Origin of the sequence: Providencia alcalifaciens DSM 30120 (assembly GCF_000173415.1) — a bacterium.
In the GTDB taxonomy this organism is placed as follows: Bacteria; Pseudomonadota; Gammaproteobacteria; order Enterobacterales; family Enterobacteriaceae; genus Providencia; species Providencia alcalifaciens.
In genome coordinates this window covers 97,696-123,484 of sequence record NZ_ABXW01000049.1, presented here as the reverse complement: position 1 = coordinate 123,484, position 25,789 = coordinate 97,696, and the positions used below count along the sequence as shown (strand labels likewise).

Sequence of the window (25,789 nt, the reverse complement as noted above, 5' to 3'; positions counted from 1 at the left end):
CAAAGTGTTAATGTTTCCTTTTTTAGACATAAAAAATAAGTATTAGAAAGGTGATGTTGTTCAGACTCTATAGTGGGTTCCACATGTTATAGTCAAAACACTTTCTCTCTTTTCTTGGGCACAAAGCCGAGGTTTTGGAAATGCAAAAACGTTATTTGGATTGTTCCGCTTCTGAAATTGCAAAACTCAATAAGAAGAATTTATTGGAGGCGATTAAAGCGAGTGAAGGTCGGCTATTAGTTAGCGAAACGATTGGAACCATTCAACCTGTTCTGATGAATGTCACGAATGCAGAGCTAGCGGCAAGTCAAGGTGCAGATATTCTGTTACTGAATGTCTTTGATGTGAATCACCCAGAGATGCAAGGGTTACCTGAAGGCACCGCGCCAGATGAAATTATTCGAACCCTAAAACATTTAACTGGGCGTGCTATTGGCGTCAATTTAGAACCCGTTCCCGCAGGCTTTAATAATCCGCATCAAGATAAACAGTGGCAAATATCTGAAGGGCGTTTAGCAACGGTAAAAAATGCGCTGAAACTAAAACAGATGGGCGCAGATATTATCGTGTTAACAGGCAATCCGGGTAATGGCGTTACTAACCAAGAAATTAACCAAAGCTTAAAAGAGTTAAAAGCGGTGGTGGGGGAAGATGTTGTGCTTATTACGGGGAAAATGCATGCAGCAGGGGTATTGAATGCGTCCGCCGAACAGCTTATTACGGAAGATGATATTCAGTCTTTTATTAAGAGTGGGGCTGATATTATTTTACTGCCTGCACCGGGCACGGTACCGGGTATTTCATTGGAATTTGTGCAAAGAATGGTGAGTTATTGCCATTCACAACGCGTGATGACCATGACAGCGATCGGGACTTCTCAAGAAGGGGCTGATCTGCAAACTATTCGTCAAATCGCGTTAATGTGTAAAATGGCTGGCACGGATTTACATCACATCGGTGACTCCGGCTATAACGGAATTGCTTTACCGGAGAATATTTTGAATTATGGCATTGTTATTCGAGGTGTCAGACATACTTATGCTCGTATAGCTCGTTCAATTAACCGTTAATATTTTGCTGTTTATCCCAGAGGAATTCCCGCGTGATTTAGGGCGTGGGATTCCATTCAAAATGACATTCATATCGCTAAAAAAATATACAATTCCCGCTATACTTCAGGTAAAATCCAGCCCATTTTTTAAAACAATATCTATAACACAATAAAAGAAGTGAGTTATGTCGCAAAATACGAATTCAGTGCCAAAGATTGGCTTTGTTTCACTTGGCTGTCCAAAAAACCTCGTTGACTCAGAGCGCATTTTAACGGAACTGCGCACTGATGGTTACCAAGTCGTTCCAAGCTACGACGATGCCGATTTGGTTATCGTGAACACCTGTGGCTTTATTGATAGTGCGGTTCAAGAATCGTTAGAAGCTATTGGTGAAGCATTGAATGAAAATGGTAAAGTGATTGTGACTGGATGTTTGGGCGCGAAAGAGAACCAAATCCGTGAAGTTCACCCAAAGGTGTTAGAAATCACAGGTCCACATAGTTATGAGCAGGTGCTCAATCATGTCCATCATTATGTTCCCAAACCAGAGCATGATCCGTTCTTTAGTTTAGTGCCAGAGCAAGGTGTGAAATTAACACCAAAGCATTATGCCTATTTGAAAATTTCGGAAGGTTGTAACCACCGTTGTACTTTCTGCATCATCCCTTCTATGCGAGGCGACTTAGATAGTCGTGCCATTGGTGATGTATTAAATGAAGCAAAACGTTTAGTGGAATCAGGTGTTAAAGAACTACTGGTAATTTCCCAAGATACTTCCGCTTATGGTGTGGATGTGAAACACCGAATGGGATTCTGGGATGGTAAGCCAGTGAAAACTAGCATGGTCGGGCTATGTGAACAGCTAGCATCGATGGGCGTTTGGGTTCGTCTCCATTATGTTTACCCATATCCGCATGTTGATGATGTGATCCCATTAATGGTGGAAGGCAAGGTGCTGCCTTATTTGGACATTCCTCTTCAACACGCAAGCCCAAAAATTCTAAAATTAATGAAGCGCCCTGGCGCGGTCGAAAGAACCTTAGAACGCATCAAGCGCTGGCGTGAAATGTGCCCAGAACTGACATTACGCTCGACATTTATTGTTGGTTTCCCGGGGGAAACGGAAGAAGATTTCCAAATGCTGCTGGATTTCTTGCAAGAAGCGAGATTGGATCGTGTGGGTTGCTTTAAATACAGTCCTGTTGAAGGGGCAAAAGCCAATGAACTGGCTGATCAAGTACCGGAAGATGTGAAGGAAGAGCGTTATCACCGCTTTATGCAGCTACAACAAGAGATATCCACTCAGCGTTTACAAGAGAAAGTTGGGCGTGAGCTATGGGTGATTGTTGATGAAGTTGATGATGAAGGTGCCGTTGGTCGTAGTATGGCGGATGCGCCAGAAATTGACGGAATGGTGTACCTCAATGGTGAGTTTGATGTGAAGGCAGGGGACATTGTTAAGGTGCTGATTGAGCATGCTGATGAATATGACCTGTGGGGCACTGTTGTCACTGAATAAAAAACGTTCTATCATCTAGTTCGAAATTTAGCCTGCGAGTCATATTCGCAGGCTTTTTTCGATATGCCCGATCAGTTTGGGTTTTTTCTATTTTTCAAATACTTGATCTATATCATCCCGCCAAAATCTATCAAATCATAACTTGATCTAGGATATAAAACTTAACTGATAAGTTGACATAATCAAAGAGAATACTTATCGAAGAATAAGGTTGATTATGACTATAGATTTTACAATTCCCAAACTCGCACAGCTTACAGAAAAATCATCATGCTCTATTAATCCAGAGTTATTGATACAACTGGCAAGTGATACCATCACCGATGGCTTATCGTCTATCCATGATTTCGACATTGAAGGGATGTTGCTGGATAAATATGGTGAAACCTTATGGGCTAGCCGTAAATCAGAGATCTCAACTAAGTTTCCATCGGGGATATTTTCTCAAATGCAGGTCTACACTCTCGATGACCAGCCAATTCACTCACAAGGAAATACCTATTATTTCGCGCCTATTTATGACGAAAAACATCTGTTAGCCACACTTATCTTACGTGGGGATTCGATGAGTAGTAAGTTACTTTTAGCACTCACACTGGCTTTAGGGCGGGAAATCAGTGAGAAGCTGAAGTGTCACTTTTACTGGCAAAAGCTTTCAAATAAGACCCAAGGGCATAATCTGTTCCATGATTTGAATATTCATGAAGTGGAAAAAGCGCTTATCATTGAGGCTGCATTGGCTTATGGTGGAAAAATTCAGGAGATGCACCAAGCATTAAATATGGGGCGTACAACGCTCTGGCGAAAGTTAAAGCAATATCAGATTGATATTCGAGAATACAAGCTATAGCCCTGCTAGATAAAAAAAGCTTCTACTGATTCTCTGCAAACAATGCCGAAAATGTTCGAAGCATTCAAATCACACAGCCTTACGGTAATCACTAAGCCTAACATATCAATTTATTGATTGTGGGCTCAGTCACGCCTGATGGCGAAACTATAGAGAAGAAATGAAAAAGAGCTAAGATTATCAACTTAACTTGATGGTAAGTATGTTGATCTTAGTCTTCATTTTTTAGAAATTGGTCTTAACGTAAGATTATAGATTTTTATTTCAATGAGATTGCATACTTACAGTGTGAGTGTGTGGATATGGATGGATATATAGGTTTATATACCATTTTAAACTAAATATATTAATTTAATAATTAGCTATAAATAAGTCTTCCATTATTGATAACTAACGTAATAATTTCCATGTATGAAAATGATAGTTCAACTTATTTTATTTACCACTATTGGCTAAAAAATAGTTATCCTATGCTCATTAAATAAATAAGTGTAAATAGCATGGATTAATAGTTATTCTGAATTTTTTCTTTAAGTTAAATAATAAATATAAATAAAAATCTAATTTTAGTTATATTTTTATGGGTATTTGAGAAGGAATAAAATGCCTGATGATTCTAGGCATGATCATCAGGCAGGAGAGATCTGGTGAATAAAGTAATTAAGTGTTTGCTGAATAAGTATTAATATATTCATACTCTTGGATTAATTGAGGTAATGACTTTATTCCTAGTTTTGTATAAATATTAGAGCGATGCACTTCTACGGTTCTTGGTGATAATGATAATTTTTCAGCAGTTTCCCTACTGGTATTCCCGTCTAAGATCATATCCATGATTTCACGTTCTCTGGCAGAGAGTCGATCAAATTTGTCCGATAAATAAATATATTTTTTATGATTTTCATTTTGTTTTTCGAAGTGCTCATTAGCTCCTTGAATAGCGCTTAGAAACGTTCGATCATCAAATGGAAATGCATAAAAGTCAAAGGCACCAGCTTTAAAGCAGTCCCGGCACAGTGTTGCAGATGCTTCTGGGGCAATGACGATAACGGGTACAATGGCTAAAGATTGAGTAATGTTTTTTAATTTATTAATATAACTTGAGTTATTGTCTACAAATAATAAGATACAATCCTTTGCATTCTCCTCTTTAGGGTAAGTATAAGTACTAATAAATACCTGTTCGTCATTATAGAATTTAAAAATAAAATCAAAAGACTCCATCTTTGATTTCAGCTTATTCTTAAAGACATTATCATTTTCAACGATTACATGAATGGCGCTATTCATCACCAAACTCCTGTTAAACGGATTTGACATTCAAATTAACATAGTTAAATAGGATGAGAATAATTTACCGATGAAAATGGTAATGTATTTTCAACTATTCTTTTTTATAGATTATTGCTGAACGTAAATGATATTAAAAAAAGAACTTGCCTAATTTTAATATAAAAAAGAAACAAAAGTTAAAGTATGTGTCAAAACGTAACATCTGTTTAATGTTTTGTAACAATATGGAATTTTAAACTTGGCTTACGATTATTATGTTTTCTAGATAACACGAAAATAATGTTATTTAGCTAAGTAATAATATCGCAAATTGGTAGTCATAAAAAGCACTATTAGCAATTTTATGAAATTTTATTAATCATCCTATGAAATATTTTTATCTTTTTTAAATTTATCACCAGAAAATTAAAATTTGTCTCAGTCAAATAGTACTGTCACTCAAAAATGAGTGAATACACGTAATTGAACGTTTAAAAGTATTGCATAATTTACGTATATTTTATTAAGGGAAGTGTTTAAAGGAGTTAAGTAGCGAGGTTATTCTCATTATAGTTTGCACATCAACCTACACTCTTTCATTTATTGGCGTATTATAGAGGCAAATTGGTCATACTTTCAGACGGATAAATTATGTTGCTGCGTTCAGGGGTAGCATTGGCTATCTTTTCCTACATCCTTTGGGGGATAACCCCGCTGTTTTATCGACTGTTACCTGATGCTCAAGCCATGGAGTTGCTAGCTCAACGATTGATCTGGTCTATTCCCTTTTTATTTGTTATTCGATTACTTATCAAAAACAAATCATTATGGAAGCAAGTATGGGCGGACAAACGCTCGATAGTGTTATGTCTTTTTAGTTCTTCCATTATGGCGGTGTCGTGGACGACATTCACTTATGCCTTAACGCACGGGCAAGTACTTGCCGCGAGCTTGGGCTACTTTATTAACCCGCTATTTTCCATCTTGCTTGGCGTGATTTTTTTACGGGAACGTTTGGTCTTTGCTGAAAAGTTGGCTGTCGTGTTTATTTTTTCGGGAGTGGTTTACCAAATTATTCAATATGGCGAGCTACCTGTTTTAGCTTTAGTGATGGGGAGCGCATTTGCGGTTTATGGATTGATCCGCAAATTTATCCGCTTTGATGTCATTACGTCTCTATTCTTGGAGGCCTTATGGCTATTACCACTGGCAGTCGGTATCACTTGGTGGTTATCTGCCCATGGTATCAGTGCAGTAGCAAACGGGGATTGGCAAACGAAAATACTCTATATGCTAGCGGCACCTGTTACTATCATTCCACTCTTGTTCTTTACCGCAGCTATTAAGCGCACAACGCTGACGGTTATTGGCTTAGCACAGTATATAGAGCCAACCATTCAATTCTTATTAGCGGTGTTCCTGTTTAATGAAGTGTTCGACTGGGTTAAAGGTGTGAGTTTCACCCTTATTTGGATTGGTTTACTATTCTGTGTCTTAGCGTTGTTGCATAAGCGCTATGGCAAGGGAGCTCGCCGCCAACCGTATGTGACGGGGCGTGATGAGCCACCACAAATTTAGCCTGTAATTTTAAGCGATTAGCGTTATTTCCTAGTCGGTATATTGCCTATTGGTTCTTCGATGATAGTCAAGGCAAACGATTGCGTATATAATCTCAACCATCTTTTTATACATTATTTTTTAAGCAGCAAAATTAATCTCTTGGGATATAAGGTCATTATCATGAGCCAATTAGGTACTGCACTTTGTTCTAGCGCGACAAAAGTTATGCTTCTCGGATCTGGGGAGTTAGGTAAAGAAGTGGCGATTGAGTGCCAGCGTTTAGGTATAGAAGTGATTGCGGTCGATCGTTATGACAACGCACCTGCTATGCATGTTGCTCATCGCAGCTATACTCTCAATATGCTAGATGGCGACGCATTGCGGCAGTTAGTGGCGAGCGAAAAACCGGATTTTATTGTGCCAGAGATTGAAGCCATTGCGACAAAAACCTTGGTTGACTTAGAGCGACAAGGGCAGAAGGTTGTACCCTCTGCGAATGCTGTTTACCTCACGATGAATCGTGAAGGAATTCGCCGTTTAGCGGCTGAAGAGTTGCAACTACCCACCTCTGAATACCGTTTTGTAGAAACCAAAGCGGACTTTGAAGCTGCTGCCCATGAAATTGGTTTCCCATGTATTGTCAAACCGGTGATGAGTTCTTCAGGCAAAGGGCAGAGCGTGATCCGTTCCGCGGAGCAGTTAGACAGTGCGTGGAACTACTCTCAAGAAGGCGGTCGAACGGGTCAAGGACGCGTTATCGTCGAAAAGATGGTGAATTTCGATTTTGAAATTACGTTATTAACTATCAACGCGGTAGATGGCGTTCATTTTTGTGCGCCAGTGGGCCATCGTCAAGAAAAAGGTGACTATCGAGAGTCTTGGCAGCCACAGACCATGAGTGACGTTGCTTTGAAAAAAGCGCAAGACGTGGCGAAAAAAATCGTGACAGCGTTAGGGGGATACGGTTTATTTGGTGTGGAATTGTTTGTTTGTGGGGACGAGATTATTTTTAATGAAGTCTCTCCGCGCCCTCATGATACTGGCATGGTAACACTGATTTCCCAAAATCTTTCTGAATTTGCTTTACATGTTCGCGCTTTTTTGGGCTTGCCAATTGGTTCTATTCGCCAATACGGTGCCAGCGCATCGGCGGTTATTTTACCGGAACTTCATAGTCGTAATGTGGTTTTCACGGGAATCGATGAGGCATTAAATTCTGATATTCAATTGCGCTTATTTGGTAAACCGGAAATCGCGGGAACTCGCCGTCTAGGTGTGGCATTGGCGATTGGGGATTCGATAGAGCAAGCGTTAGAGATGGCGAAAGTGGCGGCGGCTAGAGTGAAAGTAACAGGTTAGAGATTATCCCCCGCCTGTTGGGTTTTGGCGGGGGCTTTTTAGGGTGATTATTGTCTATCTTCAATAATCATCGCGGCAGCGCGTTCCGCAATCATAATGGTTGGTGCATTGGTATTGCCACTTGGAATTTCAGGCATCACGGAGCAGTCCACCACGCGCAGCTTATTTATTCCGTGAACACGAAGACGTAAATCGGTGACGGAATTTGCAATATCGGTACCCATACGGCAAGTACCAACTGGGTGGTATACGGTTTTACAGAAATTACGTACAAATTCTTCTAATTGACCCTCATCATGCTGAACTTGGGCAGGTGGCATCAACGTATTTTTACTGACAGCTTGCAATGATGGCTGGCTTAACACGTCTAAACCAAATTTTACCGCACGTTTGCAACCCTCCATATCTTCAGGATCAGCTAAGTAATTGGCATGAATTTTTAATGGGTCTTGCGGGTTTTGGCTACGCAGTAAAATTTTTCCGCGAGACTTAGGTTGTAAGTAACCGACTTTCAGTGAAAAACCATGAGCGGCGGGTAGAGGCTCTCCCGGTACATCATCCCAGCTATCTAAAATAGGCAAAAAGTGAATTTGCACATCAGGGCGGCCTTGGTTACAGCTGTCTTTAAAGGCGGCGCCTTCTAAAACGTTAGAGGCGAGTAGCCCACTGCGAAATGCCATCCACTCAAAACCATGCTTGATAGCGGCAAAGCCTTGGTCTGCACCAAATAAGCTGATGGGTTCTTTGGTGGTGACGTTGATGGACATGTGTAGGTGGTCATGAAAGTTTTCGCCTACCGGTAAATTAGCCACTGTTTTGATCCCTAAAGCGGAAAGGTGTTCTTCTGGTCCGATACCAGAAAGCATCAATAACTTCGCGGATCCCATTGCGCCGGAGCAAACCAGCACTTCTTCACGAGCAAAGGCTTCGACTTCGTGACCATTTTTACCTTGGTAAGCCACGCCAACCGCTTGCCCATCGCGAATAATAATGCGATTAACTTGGGTATTAAGTTTGAGAGTTAAACGGTCGCTATTTGTCACTGATTTCAAATAGGTTTTGGAGGTGCTGGCTCTTTCCCCATTATGTGTGGTGGTTTGATAGAAACTAGTTCCTTGTTGGCTCTCGCCATTAAGGTCATTAACGTAAGGTAAACCATGTTCTTGAGCCGCTTGAATGAATGCCATAGAAAGTGGATGGCGATAGCGGTTTTCACTAACGGGAAGGGGTCCTTCAGTGCCGTGGTATTCACCCGTTAGGCTTTCGTTGCGTTCGGCTTTTTTAAACCACGGTAGAACATCTTGATAACCCCAGCCTTCACAGCCGTACTTTTGTTCCCAGTTATCGTAATCTTGTTTTTGCCCACGAATGTAGATCATACCGTTGACGGAACTACTGCCTCCCAGCACGCGACCCTGAGCAATTTGCATTTTGCGGTTGTTGGCATGAGGTTCTGGTTCGGTTTCATAGGGCCAGCTTTTTTGGGCAATAATTTTTGCGACCCCTGCAGGCATACGGATAAACATGTGGTTATCGCTACCGCCTGCTTCAATGAGCAGCACGCGAGCTTGGGTTTCTTGGATCAGGCGAGCGGCGAGAACACAACCTGCGGAGCCTGCACCGACAATAATATAGTCATATTTTTGTGTGCTCATGTTCACTCTCTTATCTAAATTAACATCAAATCATCATTTATTTAACAATACCCTCTTGAATTATTAATGTATAAATAATGTTCCGTTAGTGTGATTGGCTTCAAAAATAATTTCCTATGTAACTATTTTTGATTTTCTCTATTTATTGTTATTTAAGGAGTAAATATTTATTTTTCGATTTTAGTTCTTAATCTTTATTGTTATTAATAAGTTAATGTTTTGCGTTTTTGACGACTTTTAGTGCTAGAAAGTAAGAATAAAAGTGCAGTCCCATAAAGGAATTGCGTATTGTCTGATACCCATTTTTGTGACTTTGGGAGATTCTGAGTGCTCGATAAAAATGAATGGGTGTTTATCAATGAAAGCGAGACTCATAAAAAGCAGTTTGATGGGATTATGGGGTACGATGTTCATGGCAACAGTGGCTCAAGCCATGCCGATTGAGGACCAATTTCAGCTAATGGCGGAAGGTGAGAGTGAAAAAATCCGTTGCTTTGAATCTTCTTCGCCTTTCCTTTATTGTCTTAAAGGAAGCGTATACACAAAAAGTGGTATTAGACTCGTGGATAAGCACGGTAATGAAGTGTATCAATTTTACTATTTTGATAATGGTCTCGACCCTGAGAGTGAAGGGCTATACCGAATTCGTCAGGGTGAAAAGATTGGTTATGCCAACGCAAGAACTGGAGAGATTGTGATTAAGCCAATCTACGATTGTGCATATCCATTCGAAAACGGTAAGGCCAAGGTTGGTATGAAGTGTCAGCAACAAACAGATGGGGAACATCGCTGGTGGGTAGGCGGTGAATGGCAAGAAATTGTTAATCCTTTGAATATGAAAAATTAGCGTTTTATTCATGTGTTAAGTGTATAAATTTAACAAAAGTCACAATGCAAACATGATTTTAAATATTGTTTAACTTATTGAAATGAAAAATATTTGCAATATAGATCACATTTTTCAAGGGTTTGGCGTCGCTTGAAAACCATTCACTGCAAAAAACTAACCGCTTAATTCTGTATGCCACCACTCAAGGTAACTTTTCTCTTTTCCTGATAGTAATTTCTTACCATACCCACTATGGCAGAACTCAATTTTTCACATTCAAAATCATTCAACCACTGCCTATTAAAAAATTATTTGTTATTCATCGAAAGCGACTAAAACCAACGCTTTCGCCGTTTAATAAATCGCAATTACGCATTAATGGCATGTTCGTTCTACCTCAGAAGGGTGTTCTATGAACAAAAATGGTATTTTAAAACACATTCCATGGATGATCCTCGGGATCATCGGTGCAATCTGTTTGGGTGTTGTCGCGTTAAGACGTGGCGAACACATCAGTGCACTGTGGATCGTCGTCGCTTCCGTGGCGGTGTATCTGATTGCATATCGTTACTATAGCTTATATATCGCTAAAAAAGTGATGCAGCTGGATGAAACACGTGCTACGCCAGCGGTCATTAATAATGACGGCTTAAACTATGTTCCAACCAATAAGAACGTTCTGTTTGGTCACCACTTTGCGGCTATCGCAGGGGCGGGGCCATTAGTGGGACCCGTATTGGCGGCTCAGGTTGGTTATTTACCGGGAACGTTATGGCTGTTAGCTGGGGTGGTCCTTGCGGGGGCAGTGCAGGACTTAATGGTGCTGTTTATCTCCTCACGCCGTAATGGTGCATCCCTTGGTGAGATAGTTAAAGAAGAATTGGGGCCAATTCCAGGTACACTGGCACTGTTTGGCTGCTTCTTAATTATGATCATTATCCTTGCGGTATTAGCATTGATCGTGGTTAAGGCTCTGGCAGAAAGCCCATGGGGTGTGTTCACGGTTTGCTCCACTGTGCCGATTGCGCTGTTTATGGGGATATACATGCGCTATATCCGACCAGGACGTGTGGGTGAAATTGCTGTTATCGGTATTGCACTGTTAGTCGCTTCTATTTGGTTTGGTGGTGTGATTGCTCATGACCCATACTGGGGTCCAGCGCTGACCTTTAAAGATACGACGATTACTTATGCATTAGTCGGTTATGCGTTTGTTTCAGCGTTATTGCCAGTATGGCTGATTTTGGCTCCTCGTGACTACTTAGCGACATTCCTGAAAATCGGGGTTATCGTTGGTTTAGCGGTGGGTATTGTTATCCTGAACCCTGAGCTGAAAATGCCAGCGGTGACACAGTTTGTTGATGGTTCAGGTCCAGTGTGGAAAGGTACACTGTTCCCATTCCTGTTCATCACCATTGCGTGTGGTGCGGTGTCTGGTTTCCACGCCTTAATTTCTTCGGGTACGACGCCAAAACTGCTCGCGAACGAAAAAGATGCGCGTTACATCGGTTACGGTGCGATGTTAATGGAATCTTTCGTGGCTATCATGGCGTTAGTCGCCGCTTCTATCATCGAACCAGGTCTGTACTTTGCAATGAACACTCCACCATCAGCATTAGGTATCACTATGCCTAACCTGCATGAGCTGGGTGGTCCAGATGGCGCTGCAATTATGGCGCAACTGAAAGATGTTTCTGCTCATGCGGCAGCAACAGTGAGTTCATGGGGCTTTGTGATTTCGCCTGAACAAATCATGCAAACAGCAAAAGACATCGGTGAACCTTCTATTCTGAACCGTGCGGGTGGTGCGCCAACCTTAGCTGTCGGTATTGCGTTTGTATTCCACGAAATTATGCCAGCTGCCAACATGGGCTTCTGGTATCACTTCGGTATTCTGTTTGAAGCGCTGTTTATCTTAACCGCACTGGATGCGGGTACCCGTTCTGGTCGCTTTATGCTGCAAGATTTACTGGGTAACTTCGTGCCATTCCTGAAGAAAACCGACTCTCTGTTTGCGGGTATCATCGGCACTGCAGGATGCGTAGGTTTATGGGGGTACTTGCTGTATCAAGGTGTTGTTGACCCTCTGGGCGGCGTTAAGAGCTTGTGGCCACTATTCGGTATCTCCAACCAGATGTTGGCAGCGGTGGCGTTAGTCCTGAGTACTGTTGTACTGATTAAGATGAAACGCAGCAAATATATCTTAGTGACTGTGTTACCAGCAGTATGGTTATTAATCTGTACAACATGGGCATTAGGACTGAAATTATTCAGCGATAATCCTCAACTGGAAGGTTTCTTATACTTAGCGAAATCTTACAAAGAGAAAATCGCCGCAGGTGGTGCTGATTTAACTGCACAAGAAATTACGAATATGAATCACATTATTATCAATAACTACACCAATGCGGGTCTGAGTATTCTGTTCTTAGTGGTGGTTTACGGTATTATCTTCTTTGGTATCCGTGTGGCAATGAAAGCCCAGAAAAACCCAAATCGTACAGATAAAGAAACCCCTTATGTTCCTGTTCCTAAAGAGGGTGTGAAAGTGTCATCATCACACTAAGGACACAAAAATGATTCGAGATTTTATTCACTCGAAACAGTAAGGGAAGCCCGACATTGTACAAAAATGCAGTGTCGGGCATTTTGCCTTTGGAGAGAGTTATGTTTGGAAACTTGGGTAAAACCGGAAAATATTTAGGTCAGGCGGCTCGAATGCTGGTCGGGATCCCCGATTACGATACCTATGTGCAGCATATGAAAGACAATCACCCAGATAAACCCGTGATGACCTATAAGGAATTTTTTCGTGAAAGACAAGATGCTCGCTACGGCGGTGGTGGTAAAGGCGGATTTCGCTGCTGTTAACGGATAATCCTGTAAACGAATGATCCTATAAATGAATAGCGTGATGAGGGCAATAATGAAACCAATCAATGTAACGATTTTAACGGGCTTTTTGGGGGCAGGGAAAACGACGCTATTGAGCCATATTCTCAATGAGGATCATGGACATAAAATTGCCGTGATTGAAAATGAATTTGGTGAAGTGCCTATCGATAATGCGTTGATTGGCGATCGCGCCACTCAAATTACGACGTTAAGTAATGGGTGTATTTGTTGCAGTCGTTCCAATGAATTAGAGAACGCGCTACTGGATCTATTAGATGGTTTGGACAGCGGTAAACTGGATTTTGACCGTTTAGTCATCGAGTGCACAGGAATGGCTGATCCAGGACCTATTACGCAAACTTTTTTCTCCCATGATGTTCTGTGTGAACGTTATTTATTGGATGGCATCATTACGTTAGTGGATGCGGTACATGCTGATAAACAGCTAAATGATTTCGCTATTGCTCAAGCCCAAATTGGCTACGCCGATAGAATTTTACTGACTAAAACCGATATCGAGCCAAATAACGACGCTTTAATTGAGCGTTTACAGAGAATTAATGCCCGAGCGCCGATTTATCCGGTGGTTCATGGGGATATTAATTTAGATTTGTTGTTAGATATTGAAGGCTTTTTGCTGGACTCAAAACTCAATGTTAAGCAGCCGACTTTCCGTTTTGCACCTAAGCAGCAAAATGAGGTGGGCTCCATTGTCTTGGAGTTTGATTATCCCGTTGAGTTGATGGCGGTATCTCAAGTGATGGAAGATTTACTGCTTGGTTTCGCAGATAATTTATTACGTTATAAAGGTATTCTATCCATTATCGATGAACCTAAACGTCTGTTATTTCAAGGTGTCCAGCGCCTGTATAGCGCCGATTGGGATCGGGATTGGGAAGAGGGCGAAAAGCGCAGTAGCGTCCTCGTTTTCATCGGCATTGATCTTCCCGAAGCCGAAATTCGCGAAAAATTCGCAGCACTAGAAACCAGAAATTGAGATCAGAATTAAACTTACAGTAATAGAAATTAGATAATCAAACTCAAAGTTATTAGCGCTGAAGGAAGGCGACAAACGCCAGCTATCCCTAGGAGCATACAAGAGTATGTGACTAGGGTAGCTAAGAGAAGTCAACGCACCAGCAGCGTTAAGAACGAAGAGTTTTTGAGGACATGATCTCTATGATTTGAATATCCGTATGCCGCATTGACCCCGCCGCTAACGAACACAAGTTCGCAATCGACTGATCCACATCATCTGACACAATTCCGTCTGAGCCTCTTACGCAGCTATTATCTAGCGCCATCAGTACCGCTTTATATGCCGCACTTGCGCTGGTGGAAACTTTCATTGCACAGCTATTGGATGCACCGTCACAGATCATGCCGCTCACGTCGCCGATCATACTGGAAATTGCCATTGCGACCACTTCATAGCGAGCTTCTAATAACCATGCAATCCCTGCTGCAGCACCCATCGCCGCCGTGGTGGCTGCACATAATGCAGATAATGCAGGTAATTGGTTATGGATATAAATTGCCATCAAATGCGAAAGCATCAGTGCACGGGCTAATTGTTCTTCAGTAGATTGCAAATAATCTGCGGTAACAACCACAGGCATGGTTGCGGCAATACCTTGGTTACCGGAACCGGAATTACTCATTGCGGGGAGTACCGCACCACCCATACGTGCATCGGAGGCTGCCGTTGTGCGGATCATAATTTCGGATAATAAATCTTTGGACAATAAACCGCGGTCACGTTGAGCCTGTAGCGTTTTGCCGATATGCAGGCCGTAGCTATTACGCAAACCTTCTTGAGATAACGCATCATTTAAGTGAGCGGCTTCAAGAATGAAACGAATATCGTCTAAGGGTGCTTGAGTTGCGAACTCATAAACAGCCTTAGCAGTGACTTTAGGTAAGCTGACATCGGTACCACAATCAACGGGATCCCTCGTTTCTGTTTTACTCTCAGTAATATCGAACAGAACCTGATCACCGTGGATAATTTTGACAATATGCGTGTGAGAGCCTGCGATGATCACCGTGGCAGAATCATTTTCGCTATAGACTGTCGCTTCTGAATAAATAACATCATCACAAGGGGATTTAATATCAACGGTGATGGAGCCGTCCGCAAGCATCGCTTTACTGCGTGCAATAGCTTCCGGTGAGGCGGATTTTAATACTTCTAAACCTGCATCGGCATCACCACCAATTGCACCCAGAGCTGCTGCAATGGGTAAACCCACCATTCCTGTTCCAGGGACGGTGACACCCATTCCATTTTTCATTAAGTTTGGAGAAACAAACGCGGCAACGCGAACGACTGGTGATGGCAGATAAGATGCTGCTTTTGCCGCTGCATAAGCAAGGGAAATAGGTTCAGTACAGCCCAGTGCAGGCTTGACGTCTTGTTTAACAGCATTGATAAAATATTGCCAAAGGAGTTCTTCAGTTTGCGTTGCCATGGTGATATCCCTAAAAGTCATGTGGTGATGAAATTATTTTAATAAAGAGGGCGGAGAAAAACTTCACAATGTTTATGGATAAATCGGGATGGGAGAGAAAATTTATCTCTAACTCTGATTCTTAATAGAATATTTTTTTAAATATGATGCCGATCACAAAAATCCTACCTATTTTCATTGGTAGGATTTTGTGAAATTAGCTTTCTAAATCGAGGCGTTTACTTTGCCATTTACGCGAGCGCCAGCGCCACGCATTGGTGAGTCCACGAACCCATTCATCGACAAAGAAACCAATCCAAATACCGATTAACCCCATTTCCATTTTAATACCGAGGAAGTAGCCAAGCGGGATAGCAATGCCCCACATGAACAGGATGGCAGTGAATAATGGGAATTTCGCATCACCAGAGGCGCGTAAGGCATTGACCATAACGATATTGATCGTGCGTCCCGGCTCTAAGAAAACGGATAATAAGAAAATCGGCAGGAGTAGCTGAATAATGCCTTGGTCATCAGTTAAGCTATTCAGGATCGGTGAACGGAATAACCAGAACATAAATACCACACCAATCGTGACGTAAAAGCCCCATTTCAGGCTCTTAAAGGCGCGACGGTATGCATCGTCAAAGCGTTTAGCACCGACTAAATGCCCCACCATAATCTCATTACCGATACTGATAGAGATCCCAAACAGCATAATAAATAACGACAGCTGGAAGTAGAGAGTTTGCGCCGCAAGAGCGGTTTCACCCATTAAGCCAATAAACGCAGATGCGGTCATAAAGTGCAGGATCCACACTAAGTTTTCACCCGCAGCAGGTAAACCAATATGCAGGATTTTACTCAGCATTTTGCTTGACCAGTGGATCAGCATCATTGGTGTAAATTTGATTCTTAAACCATAGAACAGCAAGCCGAAGAGTAAAATCACCGCAACTACACGTCCAACTACCGTTGACCATGCGACGCCTTCTAACCCATATTGTGGCAGACCAAAGAAACCATAGAGCACAATCATGTTACCTATCACAGTAATGATGTTGGCGATTAATGTGACCCACATGGCAGGCTGTGCTTTACCATAAACGCGTAAACAAGCTGCGAGAATGATAGAAATAGCTTCAGGAATTAAACAGATACCCAAAATGTGTAAATACGCATACCCATCATCCATTAAGTGGGATGGCGTATTCATGATGGTGAGAATTTTATAGCCAAAAAACAGTGCAATTAAGGCACTGGAAAAACCTAAAATAAAGTTAAAGGCGATGGAGATATGGATTGCTTGGCTGGCTTTGTCACGGCGACCCGCCCCAAGGTATTGGGCAATAACCACACTGCAACCAACACTAATAAAGTTAAAAATAGTAATAAAAAGGTCAAAAACTTGGTTTCCCACCCCCATAGCGGCGAGGTAGGCAGTGGATACATGGCTCACCATGTAGGTATTAATTAATAAGGTGGCCAAATGAAGGAAAATATCAATAAAGATTGGCCAACTGAGGGAATAGAGTGACCTCTCAGTGACATCGGACTGATGCATTAAGAACCTTTGTATATGTTTAAATAAAGGAAAGAACGAGATTTGCTCGGATTCTACCTCTAATCAGTGAAGTAACCTAGTAATAAAAGCCGGATGTTTTTAGATAATTAAGCTTTGTTTAATCTACATAAATTTGTTATTGATATGTATCTTGTATTTGAAATATGACATCAGAATGACCGAGGAGTCACAATGACAAAAATTAAAACAGCAATAGTGGGTTACGGCAATATTGGTCGTTATGCACTAGAAGCTGTTCAAGCCGCTGATGATTTCGAATTAGTCGGAATTGTACGTCGTAATACCCAAGATATTCCAGCGGAATTGGCGACATATAAAGTGGTTGATGATATCGAGAAATTAGGCAGTGTGGATGTTGCATTACTGTGTTCCCCGACGCGTGCAATTGGTTCTTTAGCAGAGAAAATTTTAAGCCTAGGTATCAATACCGTCGATAGCTTTGATGTGCACTCTGATATTGTGGCATTAAAACATCAGCTTGACGGTGTGGCGAAGAAACATAACAGTGTATCGATTGTCTCGGCTGGTTGGGATCCGGGTTCTGACTCTATCATGCGTACGTTGATGTTGGCGATGGCGCCGAAAGGGGTGACCTACACCAACTTTGGTCCCGGTATGAGCATGGGACATAGTGTTGCGGCAAAAGCAGTCGACGGTGTAAAAGATGCACTTTCTGTCACCATTCCATTAGGGACAGGCGTTCATCGTCGTATGGTCTATGTGGAACTTGACGCTGGGGCTAATTTTAACGATGTGGTCAGCGGTATCAAACAAGACAGCTATTTCTCTTCCGATGAAACGCATATTCGCCAAGTTGATAGTATTGATGCATTAAAAGATGTAGGACACGGCGTGCAGATGACTCATAAAGGCGTTTCTGGCGCAACGCATAACCAATTATTTGAATACTCAATGCGTATCAATAACCCCGCATTAACCTCTCAATTTATGGTATCAGCGGCTCGCGCGACCATGAAGCAGCCTGCAGGGGCTTATACCGTTATTGAAATTCCACCCGTGAATTTCCTACAAGGTGATTTAGATAGCTTAATTGCTAAGCTTGTTTAATCTATTGATAGCGTTAATCTCTAGTCGATAGAATCACGTTCTAATGGTGCGCAGAATGATGAATAGCATTGTGACCGCGTACCATTTTCTCTCCTCGCTTTTTATTTTATTCCCCTTCAGAATAACGCCATTATTTAGGATTGGCTCGAAACAAGCATAAAAGAGTGCCAGCGGAGAAATGGAATGGAAACACCAAAGGAAAAGAAACCAGTTACGAATAAAAATAAAGGGCGCCAATCCTCATCGGCAAGTTTTTTCCCTAGGAATAAAGCGGTAAAAAGCGTCAAAGAGACCCACAATTCATTCAGTATCATTCGTGCCTTTTCCAAAATGATGAATTATGGATTTTCGTTATTCTATGTCGGTTTTATTATTTCAGTTTGGTTTTTCCCTGAGAATTACAGTGTAGAGATTATTTATAACCTCACATTGATCCTTATATTCGAGTTTATTTTGGTGCATTCCGGCGTATTTATGTCGGTATTTAAGAATTTTTTTGTGATATTAGGATTCGCCTTGGTTTATGGGCTTTTTGCACTGGCTATCAATGCCTCAGTGTTGGGGGACTCGCCTGTAATCCTCTATCTCTACAGTGCGACCGTTGTAAACCGGATGCTGTTTGGATTAACCAGCCGAACCGACCAAGAACGCCAAGAAAATCTTGGGTATTCCGCCTTAATGGCAATGAACTTTATGTTCAGTATCTTTACTGCGCTGTTGTTATCGTGGATGGTGCCATATGGTGGGCTGACACCCGAGTATCTGGAATCTATCCATTATTTGGACTCGATTGGTACAGGCGGGGAATTCCCTGAAAAACCCCATGTGGCTTTTGCGTTCGGGGTGCTCTATTTTTCGCTACCCGTTGTTTTACCTGCACTATTTGGACTGTTCAAATTACGTAAGAAGAGGATGCATCAAAGGAATGTGTAAGCAAAAAAATAAAGAAAAACGCCTACCGAAGTAGGCGTCCTGGTGTTGGCAAAAATAAAGTAAAACAAAATAAGGAATAAATATTAGCGGGTTATAGATTTAAATTGCTGTGTGGTTTCTTTTAATGCCACTTCTGTCGGTAAACGTTCCATGGAGCTTGCACCGTAGAAGCCGTGGCAATCAGGACAGTGAGCTAAAATATATTCGGCATCAGCTGGGGTCGCGATAGGTCCACCATGACACAGAATAATCACATCATCACGGACGGATTTCGCTGCGGTTGCCCAATCATTGATTAGTTTAACGCAATCGGTCAGTGTCACCGCCGTTTCGGCACCAATGTTACCGCCGGTAGTCAGACCCATATGTGGTACAATGATATCAGCCCCTGCTTGCGCCATCGCGATAGCATCTTCGCGACTAAAAACGTATGGTGTGGTTAATAACCCTTTTTCGTGTGCCATGCGGATCATCTCGACTTCTAACCCATAGCCCATACCAGTTTCTTCTAGATTAGCGCGGAAGTTACCGTCGATAAGACCCACGGTTGGGAAGTTTTGCACGCCAGCAAAGCCCGTAGCCTTGATATCATCAAGGAATTTATCGAATTGGCAGAATGGATCAGTACCGTTGACGCCAGCCAGCACGGGGGTGTGCTTCACGACTGGGAGAACTTCCTTCGCCATATCCATTACGATTTCGTTAGCATTGCCGTAAGCGAGCAGACCCGCTAGAGAACCGCGTCCCGCCATACGATAGCGACCTGAGTTATAGATAACGATTAAATCGATACCACCTGCTTCTTCACATTTAGCGGACAGACCTGTACCGGCACCGCCGCCAATGATGGGTTCTCCACGAGCAATCATCTCTCTGAAATGTTTCAGTAAGTCTTCGCGGTTATGTTTCATTAATGAACCTCTACTTATTTGTTATTTCCTGGTGTAATTCAATAACCTGATCACAGAATTCTGCTGAATTGATGTGGTGCGGGCTTAATATTAATTGTCGTTTTTTTGTTATGACTAAGTGTTTGGTTAATGCATCGATAAAGGCTTGATCAGCGGCAGGATCCCAGAATGGAGCCCCGTCAATATCGAGAGCAGAGAAACCAGCTGTTGGGATAATAAAGCGAATTTCGCCTTCACATACATTGAGCTTTTCGGCAATCCAATGTCCCATCTGGCGGTTTTCTTCAACGGTGGTTCTCATCAGCGTGACTTGAGCATTATGATGGTAAAATTGACGATCTTTATATTGCTCTGGTACGGTGGATGGACGACCGAAGTTCACCATATCCAGTGCGCCGCAGGATAATACGCAAGGCGTTTGCGTGCGAGCGATAGCGCCGAAACGATCTTCATCACAAGCTAAAACGCCGCCAAAAAGATAATCACATACTTCAGTCGTGGTGATATCTAAAACCGAATCTAATAAACGGCTATCAATCAATTTTTCCATCGCTTTACCGCCACTTCCGGTTGCGTGGAAGACGAGGCAATCATGGTCAGATTCTAATTTAGCAGTCAGTTGCTGGACACACGGTGTTGTCACGCCAAACATGGTCAATGCAATGGCGGGTTTATTTTCAGTGACGTCAGTTTCGCCGTTATCAAACCAAACTGCGCCTGCGATTTGGTTTGCTGCATTTTTTAGAACCTTGCGTGAAATGACATTCAGTCCAGAAACATCGGTGACGGAATACATCATGGAGATATCACTAGCGCCGATATACCCAGATATATCGCCTGATGCCATGGTGGAAACCATTAATTTTGGTATACCCACCGGCAAGATTTGCATTGCTGGTGTAATCAGTGCAGTCCCACCTGAGCCGCCTAGCCCAAGTATTGCGGCGACGTCAGTTTGTGCAGCTAGATAGAGGCTGAAAGCCTGCGCCATCGCTTCTATTGCTTTTCCTCTGTCGCCACAGAAAACGGCGCTGTTTCCTTGAGGATGGAAACTGGCAACCATATCTGCGGTGATATCCGCATGTTTGTCTAATTTTAGTGGCTGAGTGCTTAGATCAACGGTACGTACAGCAAGCCCTGCATTTTTAATTAAGTCACTGACATAAAAAAGCTCAGCACTTTTAGTGTCTAGGGTACTTGCAACATAAATAAAACCCTGATGCTTTGGCATAGAAAAATCCTTTTATTTTTTATGTAGGGGGGAGGTGCTGAATTTTTCATCTTAATGAGATTATCGTATCATTTGCGATAAGTCAATAATGAGACTGCAGTCTCATTTTTTAAATTGTCTACTTGGATAATCGAAGAATGATTTGTATCTTTTTGATAAAGCATTATAAATAAGATGGTTATTGCAAAATGGTAAACTTAGAGTAGTGGTTTTTGTCCATGAATATTTAAATATAATGATTTACCGTACTGTATTTATAGCGTAATTTCGAGAACAAACATAATCATATACATGTCAAATGAGTAATAGAGTGGCTAACATCTTCGTGTTGTTAATCATCTTGCTATGCTCATAGAAAGGCGATTTTAAGGACTAAAACATGCCATTGAGTCATTTAATGCCAGATTATAAAGGAACGCGTAAACGCACTTATAACTTATTAGTTTCAACAGCAGTTGAGCTATTTGAAAAAGGGGCGATGCCATCAGTTTCCGAATTAGCGATAGAAGCTGGGGTTTCTCGAGCAACTGCCTATCGTTATTTTCCGACTCAAAGTGACCTTATTGCGGCGACAGTTAATGTTAGCCTTGGACCTATTTTGACGTGGAAACCTCAAAGCGAAAAAACAGAAGAGCGGATTGATGAATTGCTACGTTACGCATTTCCGCGCATGTTTGCCCATGAAGGGGTATTACGAGCCGCTCTGCAAACATCACTTCAGCAATGGGCTCTCGGTCGCTCATCCCCAACACCAGAACCTGAAGAAAAACGATTAGAGCGTGGTAACCGTAAAGACATTTTGGCGATGGTAACATTGCCGATGAAATCTGAATTTCCTGAAGAAATCATTAATAAGGTCATCAAAGCGTTTTCTGTCATTTATGGTTCGGAAATATTCTTGGTACTGAAAGATATTTGGAAATTGGATAATGACCAAGTCACCGAGATTGCACAGTGGATGGCAAAAGCAATTATTAATCAGGCTATTGCGGATAAACAGCACATTGAAAAGCCTTAGAAATTAATTCTGCCTAAATTTACCTAATATCCTTCTGTTTGTAGGGACATTTGAAGTGTGAAATCGTGAATATCGGGTAGGCGATAATTTAGGCACACTTAGCTTTATAACTTTGAATGATTATGAGGTAACTTATTCTCATAATTAATTATTTCAATGGTTATTGTCCGATGATGAAGCTGATAAAAATGGGTGTAGGAATTATTCTTTGTGCCATGATTGGTGGTGCACTCACTTATATCGGCATTCCTCTTGCATTAATGTTCGGGCCTATCCTTGCCATTATCATTTTTCACCGTTTTGGCCTGTTATTCCCTATCCCGAAACACACCATCACTTTTGTTCAAGTCACGCTAGGAACCTCTGTCGGTTTGATGTTCAATCAGGTTTCATTGTCGGACGCGGATAATTTATTGCTGTTGTTGTTAATGCTGGTGGTGTGCTTGGCCGTGCAGTTTTCGTTTAGTTTTTTCTGGTTTCACCGCAAGGTAGGGTGGACAAAACAGGAAGCGATGTTAGGCTCGGTGCCGGGAGCGATGGCTGCTATTCTTGCGTTAACAGATCACACTCATACACCGCCACAAAAAATTGTCATTTCCCATACTATTCGATTGATTATCCTTATTTTATTGGCAGGTTTGGTAGTAGGAAGCGAGGGCGATCCTCAGCCGCTAATTGAATGGCCAACGTTAACCCTGGAATCCACATTCTGGCTACTGGTGATTGTGACAGTGGGGGTGGTGATGGGATTGCTCTTACAACGACTCAGAGTGCCCGCACCATTTATGCTGACTTCCCTTGGGGCGGCGACCTTAATTCAAGGGTGGATTGATGTTCAGCTTCATTTTCCGTTGATGCTGACTGAGCTGAGCATGGTTTTAATCGGCATGAACATTGGTAACCACTTTATTGTCTTCCCGTTATCAGCCTTGATTAAAAATATTTACTCCTCAGCGCAAGTGGTGATTATTAATATTATTTTGACCTTTTTGATCACTGTATTTGCAGCATGGATCACGGGGTATGATATTGCAGTACTTTTGCTGGCTTGGGCTCCGGGCAGTATGGAAGCCATGACCTTTGCGGCGATCACGATGAATTTAGATGCAGGGTTTGTCATGTCTAACCATATTATTCGGATGGTGATCATTCAAACCATTCCATCGGTCGTGTTATTTTGGCAGGAACGTAAAGGAAAGAAAGAAGGATAAGAAGGAAACATGGTTCGATTTTGTCGATGGTGTTGCCGGCATGTTTCCGCATTCGGATTGCTTGATTATTTTACGTAAGCAAATAGACCTAGAGAATCCCTCGCTAAAGATTGGCATTTGAACTCTTGGGTGAGGGGAATGCCTTTTAAATCGTCATAACTTTCTTTATTCAGCTTGCTCATTTTATCTGAGTTGTAGTTGCCTAAATCCCATTTGTTACTTTTTGCAAAATAGACAATAGCGCGTTCAATTTCTCTATCAGGAATTTGGGAATAGCCACAGTCGTATTTTAAATAAATAAACACAGCAGTCAGATCAGCGAGGTCTTCAGCTTCATTGGTTGAGAGTGCTTTAGCGGCGTTGGTTATCCCCAAAAGCATCATTAAGCATGACATTAATATAAATTTTTGCATTCGATATTCTATCTGGTTTTTATGTCAAGTTACATTAGCATAAGAACATACTCGCATTACATCAAGTTGCCTTATTTCTTTACGGCTACTGTGCACTTTAGATTATTTTGTGTATAGATTCGTTAGTCAATTCTAACTTTCTTAAATCTATGTAATAAATCCATATTAACTGAATGGGTTTATTGACCTTCCTGTAAGGGGAAGCTTTATCATCTCAATCATTAAACCACGTTTTGCTTGGCAAGGGCAATTTTAGACTTGTCACACCGTGCTCACCGATTGTTGATTTTGATAAATAAAAGGAAGGTTATCTATGTTACGTCGTGATTTTCTTAAGCTGAGTGCCATTGCCTATGCGGCTAGCGCACTGCCAGTTTGGAGCCGCATGGCTGTCGCAGCAGGGAATTACCCTACGCTCGCTATTCCACCAATAGTGGAACCGGATGCTCAAGGAAATATTCAAATCGCCATCAAGCAAGGTATTTCTCAGTTTGTGCCGGGTAAGAAGACCACAACGTGGGGATATAACGGCGATTTATTAGGACCTGCCTTGAGTTTAAAAAATGGGCAGTCAGTGAATATTAATATCACCAACCAGCTTCCTGAAGAGACGACAGTGCATTGGCACGGATTAGAAATTTCAGGGGAACAGGATGGGGGACCTCAAGCAATTATTGCCCCTGGCGCCAGTCGTAAAGTCAATTTCACACTTAATCAGCCAGAAGCGACCTGTTGGTTCCACCCTCATACTCATGGAAAAACAGGGCACCAAGTGGCAATGGGATTAGCGGGATTGGTGCTGGTCAAAGATGAAGATAGTCAAAAACATGGCTTACCGAGCGAGTGGGGTGTTGATGACATTCCGGTAATTTTACAAGATAAGCGTTTGAAAGATGATGGGCAGATTGATTATCAATTGGATGTGATGAGTGCGGCGGTAGGCTGGTTTGGGGATATGATGCTCACCAACGGGGCTGTTTATCCTAAACATGTCGCACCGAAAGGTTGGATCCGTCTGAGATTATTAAATGGCTGTAATGCTCGTAGTTTAAATGTATCGACCAGCGATGGGCGCAAAATGTACGTGATAGGTAGTGATGGCGGGTTGCTCGCTGAACCTATTGCCTTGACCGAATTACCTATCTTAATGGGCGAGCGTTTTGAAGTACTGATTGATGCTTCAGATGGTCGTGCCTTTGATCTTGTGACACTACCTGTTGGGCAAATGGGAATGACCCTTGCTCCGTTCGACCAACCCCTTCCTGTTTTACGTATCGAAACCACGCTCAGTGACGGAACAGGCAAATTACCGAGCCAGTTAGCAACGCTTGCCGCTATACCGTCTTTGACAGGGCTGAATCGTCGTAAATTCCATTTGATGATGGACATGCGTTTGGATATGCAAGGCATGATGATGCTGCGTGAAAAATATGGTCCGCAAGCTATGGGGAGTATGGGGGGACATGGCGGGATGATGGGCAATATGGATCATGGAAACATGAACCATGGCAATATGAATAACGGCAATATGAATCACGGTAATATGTCCGGCATGCAGAACCGTGGTGGTCACTGTGGTTCCGGTGCGGATGAACTGGATATTCATAATGCCAATACCATCAATGGTCAGGTTTTCTCCATGACTCACCCTGCGTTTAATGCGCCACTGAATCAGCAGGAAATATGGGTGATTTCAGGGCGTGGCGATATGATGTTGCACCCGTTCCATGTACATGGCACGCGTTTTAGAATTCTCAAAGAAAATGGTCGCCCTGTCGAACCACATCGTCAAGGTTGGAAAGATATCGTAAAAGTGGAAGGGCAAGTGAGTGAGGTCTTGGTGGAGTTTAAACATACGGCAACACCTCAGCACCCTTATATGGCGCACTGTCATTTGTTGGAACATGAGGATACAGGCATGATGATGGGCTTTACCGTAAGTTAACGTTGCCAATGTGGCAGTGGCAACGTGGTCACT

General features: G+C 42.2%; 21 protein-coding genes. 14 read left to right on the top strand and 7 right to left on the bottom strand.

From position 1 onward, the window contains the following. Positions 1–140: 140 nt before the first annotated feature. The 3 genes from PROVALCAL_RS11115 (at position 141) to PROVALCAL_RS11105 (ending at position 3,421) form a co-directional block, all read left to right on the top strand. Positions 141–1,070, top strand: a complete 930-nt coding sequence (locus PROVALCAL_RS11115; RefSeq protein ID WP_006659351.1) for a DUF7916 family protein — start codon at positions 141–143, stop codon at positions 1,068–1,070. Between the two features lie 166 nt (positions 1,071–1,236). Beyond that, positions 1,237–2,571 (top strand): 30S ribosomal protein S12 methylthiotransferase RimO, encoded by a 1,335-nt coding sequence (rimO, locus tag PROVALCAL_RS11110; RefSeq protein WP_006659350.1) that lies wholly within the window; start codon positions 1,237–1,239, stop codon positions 2,569–2,571. A 217-nt stretch (positions 2,572–2,788) separates the two neighbouring features. Next, positions 2,789–3,421 (top strand): helix-turn-helix domain-containing protein, encoded by a 633-nt coding sequence (locus PROVALCAL_RS11105; RefSeq protein WP_006659349.1) that lies wholly within the window; start codon positions 2,789–2,791, stop codon positions 3,419–3,421. Positions 3,422–4,081: 660 nt separating this feature from the next. On the opposite strand, the gene PROVALCAL_RS11100 is transcribed toward PROVALCAL_RS11105, so the two are convergent. Beyond that, complete coding sequence (locus PROVALCAL_RS11100; protein WP_006659348.1) at positions 4,082–4,711, bottom strand: LuxR C-terminal-related transcriptional regulator; 630 nt, start codon at positions 4,709–4,711, stop codon at positions 4,082–4,084. Positions 4,712–5,344: 633 nt separating this feature from the next. Here PROVALCAL_RS11100 and rarD point away from each other — a divergent pair. Both rarD and purT read left to right on the top strand, forming a co-directional pair. Beyond that, on the top strand, positions 5,345–6,271 hold the full coding sequence (gene rarD / locus PROVALCAL_RS11095; protein WP_006659347.1) for an EamA family transporter RarD: 927 nt from the start codon (positions 5,345–5,347) through the stop codon (positions 6,269–6,271). Between the two features lie 162 nt (positions 6,272–6,433). Next, complete coding sequence (gene purT, locus PROVALCAL_RS11090; RefSeq protein ID WP_036961552.1) at positions 6,434–7,612, top strand: formate-dependent phosphoribosylglycinamide formyltransferase; 1,179 nt, start codon at positions 6,434–6,436, stop codon at positions 7,610–7,612. A gap of 47 nt (positions 7,613–7,659) precedes the next feature. Here purT and PROVALCAL_RS11085 read toward each other — a convergent pair whose 3' ends face one another. Beyond that, entirely contained in the window at positions 7,660–9,267 is a 1,608-nt protein-coding gene (locus PROVALCAL_RS11085) for a GMC family oxidoreductase (RefSeq protein WP_006659345.1), read from the bottom strand. Between the two features lie 358 nt (positions 9,268–9,625). Here PROVALCAL_RS11085 and PROVALCAL_RS11080 point away from each other — a divergent pair, with 358 nt between their 5' ends. The 4 genes from PROVALCAL_RS11080 to yjiA all read left to right on the top strand — a co-directional run bounded on the left by PROVALCAL_RS11080 (position 9,626) and on the right by yjiA (position 13,988). After that, positions 9,626–10,114 carry a WG repeat-containing protein gene (locus tag PROVALCAL_RS11080; protein WP_006659344.1) on the top strand — a complete coding sequence of 163 codons (489 nt, stop codon included), beginning with the start codon at positions 9,626–9,628 and terminating at the stop codon, positions 10,112–10,114. A 394-nt stretch (positions 10,115–10,508) separates the two neighbouring features. After that, complete coding sequence (locus PROVALCAL_RS11075; RefSeq protein WP_006659342.1) at positions 10,509–12,662, top strand: carbon starvation CstA family protein; 2,154 nt, start codon at positions 10,509–10,511, stop codon at positions 12,660–12,662. A 101-nt stretch (positions 12,663–12,763) separates the two neighbouring features. Beyond that, positions 12,764–12,967, top strand: a complete 204-nt coding sequence (locus PROVALCAL_RS11070) for a YbdD/YjiX family protein (protein WP_006659341.1) — start codon at positions 12,764–12,766, stop codon at positions 12,965–12,967. A 55-nt stretch (positions 12,968–13,022) separates the two neighbouring features. After that, the gene (yjiA, locus tag PROVALCAL_RS11065; RefSeq protein ID WP_039861892.1) at positions 13,023–13,988 is read left to right on the top strand and encodes a GTPase; all 966 of its coding nucleotides are present in this window, start codon (positions 13,023–13,025) and stop codon (positions 13,986–13,988) included. 148 nt (positions 13,989–14,136) lie between these two features. On the opposite strand, the gene PROVALCAL_RS11060 is transcribed toward yjiA, so the two are convergent. Beyond that, positions 14,137–15,462 (bottom strand): L-cysteine desulfidase family protein, encoded by a 1,326-nt coding sequence (locus tag PROVALCAL_RS11060; RefSeq protein ID WP_039861890.1) that lies wholly within the window; start codon positions 15,460–15,462, stop codon positions 14,137–14,139. Positions 15,463–15,658: 196 nt separating this feature from the next. After that, the gene (locus PROVALCAL_RS11055) at positions 15,659–17,005 is read right to left on the bottom strand and encodes an MATE family efflux transporter (protein WP_006659338.1); all 1,347 of its coding nucleotides are present in this window, start codon (positions 17,003–17,005) and stop codon (positions 15,659–15,661) included. A gap of 192 nt (positions 17,006–17,197) precedes the next feature. Between PROVALCAL_RS11055 and PROVALCAL_RS11050 the strand changes: the two genes are divergently transcribed. Then, the gene (locus tag PROVALCAL_RS11050) at positions 17,198–18,094 is read left to right on the top strand and encodes a diaminopimelate dehydrogenase (RefSeq protein WP_006659337.1); all 897 of its coding nucleotides are present in this window, start codon (positions 17,198–17,200) and stop codon (positions 18,092–18,094) included. Between the two features lie 183 nt (positions 18,095–18,277). Then, complete coding sequence (locus tag PROVALCAL_RS11045; RefSeq protein ID WP_006659336.1) at positions 18,278–19,027, top strand: hypothetical protein; 750 nt, start codon at positions 18,278–18,280, stop codon at positions 19,025–19,027. Positions 19,028–19,110: 83 nt separating this feature from the next. Here PROVALCAL_RS11045 and PROVALCAL_RS11040 read toward each other — a convergent pair whose 3' ends face one another. Together PROVALCAL_RS11040 and PROVALCAL_RS11035 are read right to left on the bottom strand one after the other, a co-directional pair. Continuing rightward, positions 19,111–19,938, bottom strand: coding sequence for a phosphoenolpyruvate hydrolase family protein (locus PROVALCAL_RS11040; RefSeq protein WP_006659335.1), 828 nt, complete (start codon positions 19,936–19,938; stop codon positions 19,111–19,113). Positions 19,939–19,948: 10 nt separating this feature from the next. Beyond that, positions 19,949–21,169 carry a Tm-1-like ATP-binding domain-containing protein gene (locus tag PROVALCAL_RS11035; protein WP_006659334.1) on the bottom strand — a complete coding sequence of 407 codons (1,221 nt, stop codon included), beginning with the start codon at positions 21,167–21,169 and terminating at the stop codon, positions 19,949–19,951. 379 nt (positions 21,170–21,548) lie between these two features. Here PROVALCAL_RS11035 and PROVALCAL_RS11030 point away from each other — a divergent pair, with 379 nt between their 5' ends. Together PROVALCAL_RS11030 and PROVALCAL_RS11025 are read left to right on the top strand one after the other, a co-directional pair. Next, entirely contained in the window at positions 21,549–22,187 is a 639-nt protein-coding gene (locus PROVALCAL_RS11030) for a TetR/AcrR family transcriptional regulator (protein WP_006661047.1), read from the top strand. Between the two features lie 170 nt (positions 22,188–22,357). Next, positions 22,358–23,398: an AbrB family transcriptional regulator gene (locus PROVALCAL_RS11025; protein WP_006659332.1), complete on the top strand. Its 1,041-nt coding sequence runs from the start codon at positions 22,358–22,360 to the stop codon at positions 23,396–23,398. Positions 23,399–23,463: 65 nt separating this feature from the next. On the opposite strand, the gene PROVALCAL_RS11020 is transcribed toward PROVALCAL_RS11025, so the two are convergent. After that, on the bottom strand, positions 23,464–23,811 hold the full coding sequence (locus PROVALCAL_RS11020) for a YacC family pilotin-like protein (protein ID WP_006661049.1): 348 nt from the start codon (positions 23,809–23,811) through the stop codon (positions 23,464–23,466). 313 nt (positions 23,812–24,124) lie between these two features. On the opposite strand from PROVALCAL_RS11020, the gene cueO reads away from it, so the two are divergent. Beyond that, positions 24,125–25,756: a multicopper oxidase CueO gene (gene cueO, locus PROVALCAL_RS11015; RefSeq protein ID WP_006659330.1), complete on the top strand. Its 1,632-nt coding sequence runs from the start codon at positions 24,125–24,127 to the stop codon at positions 25,754–25,756. Positions 25,757–25,789: the final 33 nt, after the last annotated feature.